Annotated in this window: 12 protein-coding genes and 1 pseudogene; 11 read left to right on the forward strand and 2 right to left on the reverse strand. The window is 45.2% G+C overall.

Going from position 1 to position 15,666, the window contains the following annotated elements; genetic code table 11:
- Positions 1 to 41: 41 nt before the first annotated feature.
- A complete protein-coding gene (locus tag DXA97_RS09010; protein ID WP_118719641.1) occupies positions 42 to 1,103 on the reverse strand; it encodes a beta-propeller fold lactonase family protein in 1,062 nt (353 codons plus the stop codon).
- 202 nt (positions 1,104 to 1,305) lie between these two features.
- Between DXA97_RS09010 and DXA97_RS09015 the strand changes: the two genes are divergently transcribed.
- The 11 genes and pseudogenes from DXA97_RS09015 (at position 1,306) to DXA97_RS09060 (ending at position 14,197) form a co-directional block, all read left to right on the forward strand.
- Complete coding sequence (locus DXA97_RS09015) at positions 1,306 to 2,661, forward strand: MmgE/PrpD family protein (RefSeq protein ID WP_118719643.1); 1,356 nt, start codon at positions 1,306 to 1,308, stop codon at positions 2,659 to 2,661.
- A 201-nt stretch (positions 2,662 to 2,862) separates the two neighbouring features.
- A complete protein-coding gene (locus DXA97_RS09020) occupies positions 2,863 to 3,939 on the forward strand; it encodes a TAXI family TRAP transporter solute-binding subunit (RefSeq protein ID WP_182436848.1) in 1,077 nt (358 codons plus the stop codon).
- A 71-nt stretch (positions 3,940 to 4,010) separates the two neighbouring features.
- A complete protein-coding gene (locus DXA97_RS09025; protein ID WP_118719647.1) occupies positions 4,011 to 5,882 on the forward strand; it encodes a TRAP transporter fused permease subunit in 1,872 nt (623 codons plus the stop codon).
- Positions 5,883 to 6,005: 123 nt separating this feature from the next.
- Complete coding sequence (locus tag DXA97_RS09030) at positions 6,006 to 6,851, forward strand: DUF6282 family protein (RefSeq protein WP_118719649.1); 846 nt, start codon at positions 6,006 to 6,008, stop codon at positions 6,849 to 6,851.
- A 173-nt stretch (positions 6,852 to 7,024) separates the two neighbouring features.
- Positions 7,025 to 7,669 carry an RraA family protein gene (locus tag DXA97_RS09035; RefSeq protein ID WP_118719651.1) on the forward strand — a complete coding sequence of 215 codons (645 nt, stop codon included), beginning with the start codon at positions 7,025 to 7,027 and terminating at the stop codon, positions 7,667 to 7,669.
- 85 nt (positions 7,670 to 7,754) lie between these two features.
- Positions 7,755 to 8,860, forward strand: a pseudogene (locus tag DXA97_RS20835) (aconitase family protein); the annotation flags it as partial.
- 411 nt (positions 8,861 to 9,271) lie between these two features.
- Positions 9,272 to 9,661 (forward strand): hypothetical protein, encoded by a 390-nt coding sequence (locus tag DXA97_RS20840; protein ID WP_347561545.1) that lies wholly within the window; start codon positions 9,272 to 9,274, stop codon positions 9,659 to 9,661.
- A gap of 1 nt (position 9,662) precedes the next feature.
- A complete protein-coding gene (locus DXA97_RS09045; protein ID WP_118719653.1) occupies positions 9,663 to 10,802 on the forward strand; it encodes a PrpF domain-containing protein in 1,140 nt (379 codons plus the stop codon).
- A gap of 95 nt (positions 10,803 to 10,897) precedes the next feature.
- Positions 10,898 to 13,171: a hydratase gene (locus DXA97_RS09050; protein WP_118719655.1), complete on the forward strand. Its 2,274-nt coding sequence runs from the start codon at positions 10,898 to 10,900 to the stop codon at positions 13,169 to 13,171.
- 82 nt (positions 13,172 to 13,253) lie between these two features.
- On the forward strand, positions 13,254 to 13,580 hold the full coding sequence (locus tag DXA97_RS09055) for a LysR family transcriptional regulator (protein WP_118719657.1): 327 nt from the start codon (positions 13,254 to 13,256) through the stop codon (positions 13,578 to 13,580).
- The gene (locus DXA97_RS09060) at positions 13,565 to 14,197 is read left to right on the forward strand and encodes a LysR family transcriptional regulator substrate-binding protein (protein WP_118719659.1); all 633 of its coding nucleotides are present in this window, start codon (positions 13,565 to 13,567) and stop codon (positions 14,195 to 14,197) included. Before DXA97_RS09055 ends, DXA97_RS09060 begins: the two co-directional genes overlap by 16 nt.
- A gap of 73 nt (positions 14,198 to 14,270) precedes the next feature.
- Here DXA97_RS09060 and DXA97_RS09065 read toward each other — a convergent pair whose 3' ends face one another.
- Positions 14,271 to 15,482 (reverse strand): NADP-dependent isocitrate dehydrogenase, encoded by a 1,212-nt coding sequence (locus DXA97_RS09065; protein WP_118719661.1) that lies wholly within the window; start codon positions 15,480 to 15,482, stop codon positions 14,271 to 14,273.
- Positions 15,483 to 15,666 lie beyond the last annotated feature (184 nt).

The raw sequence follows: 15,666 nt of genomic DNA on the forward strand, positions 1-15,666 counted from the left end.
GTTTTGCCAGACCGCTTCGTTGCAAAGAATATAAATATATTTTATTTAAAAGTAATACAAACCGGGCTTCCGGTCGGAATAATATTCAAGGTCGGGATCAACTGAGCAGTCACCGGATCAAAATTAAATTCGATGATGGTATCGCTGTCCTCGTTTGCTACATAACATTTTCCGTTTGGAGCGAAACAGAAGAAACGCGGTGTTTTTCCAAGGCAAGGATAAAAACCGGTGTTTTTTAAATAACCAGTGTGTGTATCAATGTGATATACAGCAATACTGTCTGTGTAGCGATTGGAGACAAGGACAAATTCTCCGCTTGGATCAATTATAACCTCACTGGCGTCAGAGTAGGAAGTAATGGTTTCAGGAACCGTGGATAATTCCTGAAGTGCTTTCATTTTTCCGGTATTTTCATCAAACTGGAAGTAGAGAACCTTGTCGCCTTTTTCTTCACACATGTACAGCCAGCGATTGTTTGGATGCATTGCAGCATGTCGCGGTTCGTCCCAGGTTCTTGCCATAAAACGATCGGTTTCCGTAAGTTCGCCTGTTTCATGGTTGTATTTTAATGCACGCATTTGGCCATAACCATTTACGCGCCCCTGCGCACAGGCAAAAATGTAATTTTTCTTTTGATCCCAAAGACACTGGTGAACGGTAGAAACCTTGCCGGCCTCTTTTCCTTCATAAGTGAAGGTGGAAACAATTTCTCCAAGTGAGCCATCCAAGTTGCGTTTTACCGTATAAAGGGTTCCGCCCTGAAGGGTCGCGATGATAACATGCTTGTTTTCTGCATCGACAGTAATATCAACTGGATTTTTTCCACCAATATCGATGGTATTTAAGTGTTTTAAAGTGCCGTCTTCCTTAATTTCATAAGAAGAAGCAAGTGTTAGATCCCCATGGACGCTGTAAAGATATTTCTTTTCCAGATCCAGACATTGATAGCTTGGATTTGCTTCGGTATAGAGACACTGTTTTTCAGTCCAGTGTCCTTCTGGTGAGATTTCATACACAACCAGACCTTTTCCTCTGGCGTTGCGTTCTTTTGTGGTGCGGCAGCCAACATATGCGTACTTCATGAAATAAACCTCCTCAATCATTCAATGTTAGTTTGATTATATCTGAAAAAATAAACAAAGTAAAATTCTAAAAATCAATAAGAGTAATAATGAAAAAACTATGATTTTGTTTAAAATAGCTAGAATATATAGGAAAAACCAATGAAAACTATTAAAATTTAATATTTTACAATATGGCAATTTTTTGCAATAATAATGAAAACAGACGAAGGGAGAATTACCTATGACAGAATTGAGAGAACTTGCAAGGTTTGTGCATGATCTGAAATGGGAAAATGTGCCGGACGATGTAAAAGAAACAACAAAAAAAGTTCTGATTGACTCAGTTGGTGTTGGAGTCGGTGCATGTAGGAATGAGCAGAATGTGAATATCATTCGCGAATTCACGAATCTTTGCAATGACCATACGGTGAGCATCTGGGGGCAGAAAGAAAAAACATCCTTATTTCAGGCTGTGTTTTTAAATGCTCTGGAAGGGCATACACTGGAGATGGACGATGTGCATACTAGATCTAAAACACACATTGGAACGGTTGTCACGCCTGCAGTATGGAGTGTGGCGGAGTATGAAAAAAAGAACGGGCAGGAACTTCTGCTTGCAGAATTATGTGGGTATGAAGTCACAGCCAGAATCGGAATGGCATTAGGGGTATCTGCTCACAGAAATCTGGGATGGCATGCAACTTCTACGGCTGGTGTCATTGGTGCTGCAGCAGCATGTGCAAAGCTCTTGAATCTGAGTGAAGATGAGATTGTATATGCCATGGGTATGGCAGCGCAGGAAGCTGGTGGAACCTGGGCATTTCTGGGTGATGGCGCAAGCTGCAAGATTTTGAATCCTGCAACTGCAGCATGCACCGGAGCTAAATGTGCGTATCTTGCAAAGGCAGGGATGACAGGACCGGAACATGTGTTAACAACAGAAGATGGCGGAATGCTTGCAGCTATGTCAAACGGATACGATGTTAGCAAGGTATCTGCAAACCTTGGAACCATTTGGGAAGTAAAATATATGGATAATAAACCATATCCTTGTTGCCGCAGTACACATTGCACCATCGATGCTTCTCTTTATCTGATGGAACATGATGGAGTACGGCCTGAACAGATTGATCATATTGAGGTATATACCTATCTGGTCGGAAACAAGCAGTGCGGTATGAGCGACGGAAGTATTCATCCAACCAAGGCTGTGGAGGCAAAGTTCTCAACACCATTTACAGTAGCCACTGCTCTTTTATATGGAAGAGTAACGCTGGAAGAATTTACACAGGATAAAATTGATGATCCCAAGGTTCAGGAACTTCTGAGCCATGTAAAGGTAATTACGGATGATACATTTACCAGTCGCTACCCGGATCATTGGGGATGTCGGGTCGTGGCGTACTTAAAGGACGGCAGCAGGCATGAGGCAACCATACCAGACGCTTCGGGCAGTACGGATAATCCCCTTACGACACAACAGCTCACCGCTAAGATCAAGGGTATTTTGCTTCGAGTCATGGATGAAACAAAAGCAGAGGAAACTATGGAATATCTGCACAATATTGAGATGGTATCGGAACTTCGTTCTGTATGATTTTGAAAATTTTATGCTGCGATTGACTAATATATAGAATAATAAAGAAATTAATGTTTTCTTTATATCATTTTGACTATACCATTCATAGAAATTATGTATTTGAAAAAGTTCATCATAAAAAGTATAATAAAGTCACAAGTTGCAAATACAAATTTTTAAGAAAAACAAACAAATTATACAATGTGGAGGGAATGTTACATGAAAAAAGCATTATCAGTTATGATGGCAACAGCAATGGCAGCAGCAGCTCTGACCGGATGTGGTGGAGGAAGCTCCAGCTCGTCTGAAACTCAGGCACCGGCTGCCAACGGGGGTGCAGCAGAAACCAAAGCAGCTGCGGCAAGCGGTGAAAAAGCAGAAGATGTTTTTTGGACCGTTATGGCATGCCCGTCAAGCTCTGCATTATATCCGTTCTGGGTATCCATTGGCGAAGGTATCCCGAGCGTATTCCCACAGTACAAGATCACAGTATCTGAAGGACAGGGTGCAGTTGCAATTACCAAGGCAGTGAGAAATGGTGACGCAGATCTTGGAAACTCCGTATCTGCTACTGACTATGAGAGCTACAACGGTATCGGAAGCTTTGAAGGACAGCCGAGCAAAGATTCCCGTATGCTTTTCTACTATGAGGTTACCGGCGAGATGATGTGCGTGAGCAAAGACTCCGGAATCACAAAACTGGCTGATTTAAAGGGTAAGAAGTTCTGTCCGGGCGGTACCGGTACTTCTGCAGAGAGCATTTTCAAAAACATCTGTGACCTGTTTGACTGTGCACCGGATTACTTCACAGCAAGCCAGAGTGACTCCGCAGATGCTTATGCAAACCGCGAGATCGTTGGTACTGTAAAACTTGGACCGGTGGTAGATTCCTACGTTATGCAGCTTGATGCATCTATCCCGATCGATATCATTGACCTCTCCGAGGACGAGATCGCAAAGATTCGTGAGAAATATCCATACCTGATTGAAGTTGATATTCCGGCAGGCACCTATGATGGTGTTGATCATGACGTACATACCGTTGGTACTCCGCAGGGATGTCAGACCACTACCGCAGTTTCCCAGCAGGATGGTTACAATGTATGTAAGGCTGTATTCGAAGATGCAAAAGAAAAATGGCAGGCAGCATATCCGGTTGGCGCAGAGAACGATCTTGTAGAGCTGACTCTGTCTTCCTCCATTCCGTTACATGCAGGCACCGTTCAGTATCTGACCGAGATTGGCGTAGATGTACCAGAAGAGTTAATTCCAGAGGAATATGTCCCGGTTCAGTAATGCAATTTGATACCAAAAATAAATGATCGCAGCTCTTTTTAAGAGCTGCGACCACTTTAAGGAGAGATAACATGAGAAAACTTAATGGATTCTGGAAACACTTCATTACGTTCATGTCTGTCGCACTGGTGCTTTTTCAGATCTATACGGCAGGTTTTGGCGTATTCCCGGATATCGTTCAGCGAAGCGTGCACCTGTTCTTCGTACTTGGAATGATTTATATCCGCAAGCCGATCAAAAAGGGTGTAGCAATGGATCATGTGCCGATTTATGATATTATATGTTGCATTCTCTGCCTGGTCTGCACCGGATATCTGATTACGATTTATGACAAGATTCTGTGGGATCCGTCTCAGTGGATCAGCACTGCAGATAAAGTTTTTGCAGTTATTCTGGTTATTCTGATTCTGGAAGCAAGCCGCCGGGCAGTAGGTCTTACATTCCCGATCATGGCTATTTTCTTCCTGTTCTATGCAATGAGAGGACAGTTGTTCCCTGGTACCTGGGCACATAAAAACTTTACATTTAATCAGGTATTCTGGATGCTGTATCATACCACAAACGGTATCTGGGGTCAGATGGTTGGTCTGTCTGCTGGTATGCTGGCTATGTTCGGTATTTTTGGCGCAGTTCTTTCTATCACTGGCGGTTCCCAGACTTTTATTCACATTGCTCAGAAGCTGACCGGTAAGGCAACCGGCGGTCCTGGCAAGGTTGCGCTGATCGCATCTGGTCTGTTTGGAATGATTTCTGGTTCCGCAATGGCAAACGTTGTTGCTACTGGTACCTTTACCATCCCGATGATGAAGGATGAGGGTTACGACAAAGAGTGGTCCGCTGCAATCAGTGCAGTGGGTTCCTGCGGCGGTCAGTTGATGCCTCCGATCATGGGTTCTGCAGCATTCATTATGGCACAGCTGATTGGCGTTCCATATATGAGCATTGCAAAAGCAGCGTTGCTGCCTGCAATCCTGTATTATCTTGGCGCTTTTGTTGCAATTCATTATATCAGTAAACGCCTTGGCATTAAGGGTAGAGGTGTGGAGGCAAAACTTGGCAAGATTGAGCTTGCAATTATCTTTATCCCGCTTGGTGTTTTCGTTGGATTCCTGGCTATGGGCTATACAGTTACCAAAGCAGCTTTCTGGGCAACCATCATTGGTGTTGCAACTGCCGCAATCTGCTACTTTATTCAAAAAGATGCAGATGCTGTTAAGAAGACAGGAAAACTGTGCATGGATGTATGTACAGAAGGCGCAGGAAGCATTTTAAGCATGGCAGGCCTGTTAGCTGGAGCCCAGATTTCTATCGCGCTGATTTCTCAGACTGGTTTTGGCGTAAAATTATCTTCCATGATCGTATCCATCGGTCAGGGACATCTGTTCCCATGTCTGGTACTTTCCATGGTAGTATGCTTTATCCTTGGTATGGGTCTTCCGCCGACAGCAGCATATGTTCTCGCAGCATCCATCCTTGCACCGGCCCTGATCACACTCGGTCTTCCGGATTTGGTGGCGCACTTGTTCGTATTCTACTTCTCCACGATTGGTGCAATTACACCTCCGGTTTGTGCAGCAGTATTTCTTGCATCCGGTATTGCGGATTCCAACTGGCTTAAGACAGGATTCCTTTCCGTACTGCTTGCAATTCCGGCATTCCTGGTTCCGTTCACCTTTGCTTATGATGAAGCTCTGATGCTGAATGGTGGCGTAAGCGATATCGTAATCTGCACGGTAACTGCAGTGATTGGTGTATTCTTTATGGGTATTTCCATTGCGGGTTATCTGAAGAAAGATATGAACATGATTATCCGTTTGATTATGTTCCTGGGTGGTGTATGCATGTTCACACCAAGCATGATCGCTTCTGTTGTAGGTATCATTATTTGTGCAGTAAGCTATGTGATGGCTGGAGGCTTTACAAAGAAAGCGGCTGCAGCATAAGTACAGTTTTGTATTAAAAAAGAAATAACAAAGAAATAACAAAGGCAGAGTTTGTGGTCTGATCCGCGGACCCTGCCTTTGCTACATAAAAAAATAAAATTCATAATTACGGAGGCTAAGGTTATGGGACGTTTGACGGGAATTATTGATATGCATATTCATTCTGCACCGGATATCCGCCAGAGAAAGCTGGATGATCTGCAGTTAATGGAAGCTGCAGTGGAACGTGGCGTGAGAGCAATTGTGATTAAATCGCACATGGTACCTACAGCAGACCGCGCAACATTGGTCAATAAGATTCGGCAGGAAAAATATCCGGATTCAGATTTTCAGATGTTTGGCAGTCTGGTTATGAATCTGCCGGTTGGTGGTATCAATCCGTGGGCCGTAGAAGCTTCCATCAAATTAGGTGCGAAGGAAATCTTTTTACCAACCATGACAGCAGAAAATCATTGCAGAAAAGAAAACAAAGAGCATTTCGTCTCTGTTGTAAAGGATGGAAAAATCGTAGAACCGTTAAAGGATGTGTTTGAGCTAGTGAAGGATTATGACGTTGCTTTAGGAACAGGTCATATCTCACCATCTGAAATTTTTACTGTGGTAGAAGCTGCAAGAAATGCAGGCGTGAAAAAAATCATTGTAACGCATCCGGAGTTCCACATTGTTGGTATGAGTCTGGAAGAAGAAAAACGCATCGTGAAGGATTACGATGTTCTTTTGGAAAAGGTATATGCTCAGCCAATTGGTGGCGGTGTATATAAAAAAAATCTCCCGGACAATGTGGCTCATATGAAAGAAATCGGATGTGAGCATTTTATTGTTTCTACAGATGGCGGACAGATGCAGAATCCAGAATGGTACAATACCATTGCAGAATATATTGATTATCTGTATGACAGTGGATTCAGTCAGGAAGAAATTGATGTCATGACAAAGAAAAACCCGGGAAGAATGCTTGGAATCGAGTAAACGGAAAACGGACATTTGTAATCTGACGGATAGACCAGAATGCAGATGTCCGTTTGTTTTTTTATGGCCCCTCTTTTCTCTATAGAAAAAAGAATATGATATCTATGCGAAATCATGTATTTTACTTATGAAATATCAAGACTTATAATGAAAATACAGAAGGGGGATAGCACATGAATAAATTGACAAAATATACACAATTTACCAGGCCATCCAGGGAGCTGATTGAGCGTTTGCGGACGTTTACAACTCCTGAGATCTGCGATGGCGCAGGTTTGTATCATTCGATGGATTACCGGATCAAACCATGGATCGGCAGTAAAAAAATTGTCGGACCGGCGGTGACTGTCGATGTACCGAGCGGAGAGGGAAGTATTGTTTCCGATGCGATCTTGGAACTTCAGGAAGGAGATGTGCTGGTAATTGCCGGGAAAGGTAATTGCGACTGTTCCTATTGGGGGGATCACCGGAGCATCTGTGCAGGTCTTTTAAAGGCAGAGGGTGTCGTAATTGATGGAGCTTTCCGGGATCTGGAAGGCTGCGAGGAGTCAGGCTTTCCTGTCTATGCGAAGGGCCTTACCTGCGGTACGGCAGCCAAGAGCGGTGCGGGATCCATCAATGTTCCAGTCAGTTGTGGAGGTGTCAGTGTAAAACCGGGAGATATTGTAATCGGAGATGTCAATGGAGTCTGTGTTATTTCTCAGGAAGAAGCAGAAGACGTTATAGAGCGTGCGCTGAAAAAAATTGAAATACAGCAGTACACACTGGCTGAGATGAATCATACAGGTAAGGTTTTTACAAAAATGCTGAAAAAGTAAAAAAGGAAAAGCAAAGGAGAGAATTCACATGGGGATGAACATTACAAAAAAAATTTTATCTACACATCTGGCTGCACCGTCTGATATGGTTCCGGGAGAGGAAATTCTTCTGAAAGTAGACCAGACTCTGACCCACGATATCAACGCGGTTATGACTTATCTGGCTTTTGAGCAGGTGGGCCTGGACCGGATCCGTACTGAATGCAGCGTCAGCTATCTGGATCATAACTTATTGTATCTGGACAACAAAACTCCGGATGATCATATATATTTGCAGTCCGTAGCAAAACGCTATGGTGTCCATGTATCCAGACCGGGTAATGGTATCTGCCATGCAGTTCAGGTAGCTCGGTTTGGTGCTCCGGGCAAGCTCTTAATGGGAGGCGACAGCCATACTCCCCACGGCGGTTCCATCGGTATGCTGTGTATCGGCGTCGGCGGCATGGATATCGCAACGGCAATGACGGGTGTTCCCATGCGTTTAAAGATGCCGCAGATTATCAAGGTGAATCTGACCGGTCATTTACAGCCTGGCTGCAATGCGAAGGAAGTTATTCTGGAAATGCTGCGCCGTGTCGGCATCAAGGGCGGTCTCGGAAAGGTCTTTGAGTATGTGGGACCGGGCGCAGCCACCTTAAGCGTGTCTGAGCGTGCCAGTATCACCAACATGGGCGCGGAGATGGGAGCAACCACTTCCATTTTCCCGGCGGACGAGCAGGTAAGAAAATTCCTGAAAGCAGAGAAGAGAGAAGAAGACTTCACAGAAATCTTACCGGATGCGGATGCGGAATACGACGGCGAGATGGAGCTGAACTTAAGCGAACTGGTTCCGTTATGTGCCTGCCCGCATCAGCCGGACAATGTCATTGCGTTAAAGGATGTGGAAAAGAAAAAAGTGCAGCAGGTATTTATCGGAAGCTGTACCAATTCCAGCTATTCAGATATTGCAAAAGCAGCACTGGTATTCAAGGGCAGACATGTGAATGAAGATGTGAGCTGTACCTGTGCGATCTCCTCAAAACAGATTTACAAGCTTCTGATGCGTGACGGTTATATTGATATGCTTCTCGACGCTGGTGTAAGACTTCTGGAACTGGCGTGCGGACATGTTGTGCGATTGGACAGTCACCGGCAACCAAAGGAGTTGCAGTCCGCACCTCGAACCGTAACTTTAAGGGGCGAGCAGGCAATCCGACCGCGGAAATTTATCTGGTAAGCCCGGAGAGTGCAGCGGCAACTGCAATCACTGGTACCTTTGCAAGCGCGGAGGATATTCTGGGAAGTGATCTGGCTATTCTGGCAGAAGTAAAAGAACCGGAGGAGTTCCCGGTAGATGATTCCATGATCATTGAGCCGCTTCCGGAGGAAGAAGCAAAGAAGGTCGAAATCGTGCGTGGACCGAACATCCAGCCACTTCCAATCCCGGATGCGCCAGAGCAGCATTTAAAAGCACAGATCAGCTTAAAGACTGTAGATAATATTACAACCGACGATATCACCCCGGCCAGTGCGGAGTTTTCCAGTATGCGTTCGAACATTCCGCTTATGAGCCAGTATTGCTATCATCGCTATGATCCGGAATTTGCGGCCCGCGCAAAGGCAATGGGCAAGAGCATTATTATCGGCGGAGAAAACTATGGACAGGGTTCTTCCCGTGAGCATGCAGCCATCAACCCGATGTATCTGGGCGTCAAGATGGTAATTGCAAAGAGTATTGCGCGCATCCATAAAGGCAACCTGATCAATCATGGCATTATTCCGATGGTATTTGCAGACCCGGCAGATTACGACAAATTGGACCAGCTGGATGAACTGGAAGTGGATGGTCTGCTGGATCAGATGAAAACAAGAGAAGTGACGATCAAGGATCTGACAAAGGGAAATTCCTTTAAGGCAAAACTGGAATTGTCTGACAATGAACTGGAGGTTATTCTTTCCGGAGGTCAGCTGCGTCACCTGCAGAAGCAGTTAAAAGAAATGGAGGAGAAATAATATGAGAACGTTTAAGACAGTATTTATGCGTGGCGGTACCAGCAAGGGTTGTATGTTTCATAAAGAAGATCTTCCTGAAAACCGGGACGAGTGGGACAGCATTTTCCTTCAGGCAATGGGAAATCCGGATCCAAAGCAGATTGATGGCATGGGCGGCACGGTTTCTTCCAATAATAAAATTGTCATTGTCTGGAAAAGTGAAGAACCAGGCATTGATGTAGAGTATCTGGTTGGTCAGGTCATTGTTGGCAAGAATCAGGTGGATTATAAATCAAACTGCGGCAACATGACTGCTGCTGTAGGACCGTTTGCAGTGGAAGAAGGAATGGTGGCAATTACAGAGCCAGTTACCACGGTTCATATGTTAAACCGCAATACGGACAAATACATCGATGTGACGGTTCCGATCGATCCAGAGACAAAGACCTTTGCACAGGAGGGAAATTGTGCGATTGCCGGTGTAGATGGAACAGCTGCGGAGCTGAACGTGAAGTTTTTAAATCCGGCAGGTGCAAAAACCGGTAAGCTGCTTCCGACCGGAACTTGTGTGGAAACATTAGATATTCCTGGGTTTGGTCAAATCGAGGCAACGATTTTGGATGTATCCAATCCAATGGTTCTGGTAAAGGCGGAAGATATCGGTATGACAGGAACAGAACTTCCGGAAGAAGTGAATGGAAATAAAGAGGTATCTGATCTGTTAGAGAAGATCCGTGGTGTTGCGTGCTGCAAAATGGGATTTGCAAAGGATTTAAAAGATGCTACAGAAAACAGCCCGGCGGTACCGAAGGTTGGATTTGTGACTGTTCCGAAATCCTACACTGATATTTCCGGAGCAGAGGTTCATGCAGAAGATATGGATGTATGTGCAAGAGTAATTTCCGTATTTAAGTGCCATAAAGCGTGTCCTTTGACTTCTGCAAGCGCAATCAGTGTAGCAGCAGCGATGAAGGGCTCTGTGGTAGAAAAGCTACTCCGCAGCGTTGGCAATGCAGAAAGTGTACGCATTGGTCATCCGAGTGGAATTATGACCATGGTTCCGGAACTGAAAGAGGAAAATGGAGAACTGAAATTGCCGAGTGTAGGTGTTCAGAGAACTGCACGTCGTATTATGGATGGAACTCTGTATATCCGAAAATAGAAATTGTTAGCTTTTCCAGATAAATGAAAATGCCGCAAAGTGTGCAAAATAGCATTTTGCGGCAGTTTTTTAACCAAAAATCGGAGGATGAGGAAATGGTAACTTTAATAAATCAAGGAGTTGTGCTTTCTGCTGATGGCAGTTTTGCTGCAACAGAAGATGCAGCATTGCAGGCCGAAGGAAAAACGAAGACGATGGCTTACCAGGTATTAAAATCACATAATCACAGTGATAATATGGATCAGCTTCAATTGAAGTTTGATGCATTGGTATCGCCGGATAACAACTATGTAAACATTCTGCAGACAGCAAGAGCAAGCGGGATTAAAAAGTTCCCAGTGCCGTATGTATTATCAAACTGTCACCACACCCTCTGTGCGGTGGGCGGAACGATCAATGAGGATGATCATGTATTCGGCCTTGGAAACGCGAAAAAATATGGCGGTATTTTTGTCCCACCATACCGCGCAGTCCTTCATCAGTACATGCGTGAGATGATGGCAGGCGGCGGCAGAATGATCCTTGGCTCGGACAGCCATTCCCGCTATGGTGCACTTGGCACAATGGGAATTGGAGAGGGCGGCGGTGAAGTAGCGAAACAACTGCTTGGCCGTACTTATGATATTGCTTATCCGCCGGTTCTGGCTGTGAAGCTGACCGGAACACCAAGACCTGGTGTGGGACCGCAGGATGTGGCCCTGGCACTGATCGTGGCAACCTTCCAGAACAACTTTAATAAAAATAAGGTATTGGAGTTTGTCGGAGACGGGGTATTGAATCTGAGCATGGAATACCGAATGGGAATTGATGTCATGACAACCGAGAGCGCAGCACTTTCCAGTATCTGGTGTACTGATGAAAAGACGGAAGAATTTCTGACAGGTCATGGACGCGGCGACGCTTACCGCAAAATGCAGCCGGAGACAGGGGCGTACTATGATGGACTGATCGAGATTGATCTTTCCAGTGTAGAATGTATGATTGCGCTGCCCTTCCATCCAAGCAATGCCATGCCAATCCGCGAGTTTAAAGAGCGGATGCCGGAGATCATCCAGGCGGTGGAAGAGGCAGGTAATACGATCAAAGGAAATCACGGTGAGCCCTTCTCCATTCAGTCTCATATGAGGAATGGCGAGTTTTATGTCGATCAGGCCCTGGTCAGCGGATGCAGCGGCGCTCTGTTTGAAAATATTGTGGCTATGGCGGATATTTTAAAGGGTTATGGCATTCCGGGAAGTGGTTTAAATCTGGGTATCAACCCGGCCAGCCTTCCTGTTATGGCAGATCTGATGGAGCAGGGCATTGCCGGAGAACTGGCAGTCAGCGGCGCAACGCTGCGTCCGTGCATCTGCGGTCCGTGTTTTGGCGTGACGGATGTTCCGGCCAACAATCAGGTCAGCATCCGGCATATGACGAGAAACTACCCGAACCGCGAGGGTTCCAAACCGGGACAGGGGCAGATGGCCTGTGCCTGCCTGATGGATGCCCGTTCCATCGCGGCTACCGTGCGAAATGGCGGTAAACTGACGGCAGCAACCGAGCTGGATATAGAATACAGGACTCTGAAGCACCATTTCGATGCAAAAATATATGAGAATCAGGTATTTAACAATTTCGAAAAGGGTGACGATACCGTAGAACTGACGATGGGGCCAAATATCGCAGACTGGCCGAAGATGCAGCCATTGACAAAGCATTTACTGTTAAAGACAGCAGGCTCTTATCATGGTTCGCTTACTACCGATGAACTGCTTCCGTCCGGTGAGGCGTCGTCGTTCCGGTCAAATCCGGAAAAAATTTCGGAATATACCATGATCAGCCGTGATCCGGATTATGTAGGGCGTGCGAAAAAAATCCGGTCACTGGAAACAAAGCGGAGAGAACAGTTTGCAAGCGGACAGGCACGCTCAGTGCAGACAGGAGATGTGGAATTTGATGCTCTACTTGGAAAACTCACAAAAACACTCGGCTGCCCAGCTTCGGACATTACCTTTGGAAGCCTGATGGTCAGCGACAAGATTGGAGATGGATCTTCCAGAGAACAGGCGGCAAGCTGTCAGAAGGTTTTGGGCGGATTTGCGAATCTGGCAAATGAATACGCAACCAAGCGCTACCGTTCCAATCTGATCAACTGGGGACTTCTTCCTCTGCGAACAGAAGAAAAGCTGGAAATCCCGGTTGGAAGCTATCTGCTTGTCCGGGAGGTTGAACAGGTCATTTCGGAATGCAAAAATCCGGTGAAGGTGCAGCTATTGGATGCAGTAACCGGCGATGTGAAAAAAGAAATTTTCTGTACATTAGACACTTTAACAGAGGATGAGAGAAAAATTTTGTTATCCGGTTGTCTGATCAATTATTACCGAAGCTAAGCAAACATTGCGAAAATCTAAAAAAACAGATATAATAAAGCCGATAAGACAGGGAAGAACCTTATACATCAGGAGGAATTGTATGGATTTTCGCGAAATGCTCTATATCACAACGGTTGCGGATTGCCGCAGTATCACGGCTGCGGCACGCAAACTTTATATATCACAGCCCTCCTTGAGCCATATTGTTTCTAAGGTAGAGCAGGATGTTGGCGTGAAATTATTCGATCGTGGAACTTCACCTCTTACGATCACATATGCTGGAGAGAAATATGTGGAGACAGCAAGAAAGATTCTGCTCATGAGTGATAATCTGCGAAAGGAATTGATCGATGCAGGACTTGGAGAAAAAGGCCGCATTAATTTTGGTATGCCAACCGAACGGGCTGGTATATGCTTCCGGCAGTGATCCCGGAATTTAAGAAGCAGTATCCTGGAATTGAATTGCAGGTGATGGAGGCAAAGTCCGATGAACTTCTTAAGGCAATTCTGCGGGATGATATCAGCTTTTACGTAATTCCACGCAGCCAGGGAGAACTTCCGGTTGGATTGAAAGCAGAATCTATTTATCGGGAGCAGCTTCTGCTGGTGGCGGAAGAAAGCATGCTTACAGAAGATATGTTTCTTGATGAGTCGAGTGTCTTGAATATGACAGAAGGTAAGAGGAAAAACAGGTGCGTGAATCTGAGCAAGATGGCAAATCTTCCATTTGTTATGCTTAAAAAAGGCCATGCGATTCGTAAAAAGACAGATCTTGTGTTGCGGCAATATGGCATCGATCCCAAGATTATGATAGAACTATCCAGCTGTATTTCAGCTGTTCAATTGGCTGCAGCGGGATTGGGCGTGGCAATTGTTCCGCAACGGGCAATAGATGCACTTGGCGGAATGGAGCGTTTCAATTGTTATGATTTTTCAGTGACACCGGAATTTTGGAGTGTCAACGCAGTGTATAAGGAGGATATGTATCTCGGGCGGGCAGAGCGTTTTCTGATCGATCTGATGAAACAAAAATTCAATTTGTAAGATGATCTGAATGGAACAGGAGGCTAATTATTTCTTTGATTAGCCTCCTGTTTGATTGTAATTCGATATTTTGTTATTTGTACAGTGCCATAAGCCGTTCCTGAACGGTTGCAATGAACACAAGTCCGGTTACAATCCGTGGATTTTTGATCGTTGTGACATTTTTTAAGTCTGCGGTCATAATACCGTCTTCGACGGTCTCTATTGCAGTTGCTTTTAACTGGCGGCCAAAGTTTTCCAGCTCTTTGTTTTGGTCCAGTTCTCCGCGTTTTTCCAGAGCACTGGCCCAGGCCATAATGATTGCAAGCGGATTCGTGGAGGCTACTCCGCCTTCCAGATAGCGGTAGTAATGGCGGCGTACGGTTCCGTGAGCGGCTTCATACTCGTATTTGCCATTTGGGGATACCAGAACGGAAGTCATCATTGCGGCAGAACCATAGGCAGTTGCAAGCATATCACTCATGACATCGCCATCGTAGTTCTGGCACGCCCATACATAGCCGCCTTGATTTTTAACGGCACGGGATATTGCGTCATCGATTAGGCAGTATTGATATGTGATTCCGGCTTTCTCAAAGGCTTCCATAAATTCGCTCATAAAGACGTCTTTGAAGATTTCGCGGAAGTTCCGGTCATAAACTTTGGAAATGGTGTCTTTTGCAGAAAAAATTAGATCCTGTTTGACATCCAGCGCGTAAGTCATGCAGCAGCGCGCAAAGCTGCGAATGGATGCGTCAAGATTGTGGATACCCTGTGCAATGCCCGGAGAGGTAAAGTTATGGATCAGTTCTCTGGTTTCAGTTCCGTCTTCAGCAGTAAAGACCAGTTCACATTTGCCGGGCTGGTCGATTTTCATTTCAGAAGCGCGGTAAAGATCGCCATACGCATGACGGGCCAGGGTGATTGGCTTCGTCCAGGTCTTGATATACGGTTCAATGCCTTTAATCAGGATTGGGGCGCGAAATACGGTACCATCCATAATGGAACGAATGGTTGCATTTGGGCTTTTCCACATTTTCTTTAACTGATATTCCTGCATACGCTCCAGGTTTGGTGTGATGGTGGCACACTTCACGGAAACACCGTATTTGTTAGCAGCGTTGGCGGAGTCCACAGTAACCTGGTCGTCGGTACGGTCACGGTTGCGGATACTGAGATCGTAGTAATCGACCATGAGATCTACAAAAGGAAGAACCAGCTTCTCTCTGGTTTCTTTCCAAAGAATTGCGGCCATTTCATCGCCATCCATTTCGACAAGCGGTGTGGTCATTTTGATTTTTTCCATAGAACATGATGCCTCCCTATTATATTCTTGCGTGTAACGTTTTTTTGATGCATGTTACTGCATGATTCTCCTCTAGTTTACCACAACTAGTTACTTTTGGAAATCCGCATTGTATACTTAATGTCAAATTGAAAATAAGAAAAAACAATGGAGAAAATGAAAAATCTGGCATATTATAATGGAA

The organism is Clostridium sp. OF09-36, from assembly GCF_003481985.1.
GTDB lineage: Bacteria > Bacillota > Clostridia > Lachnospirales > Lachnospiraceae > Brotaphodocola.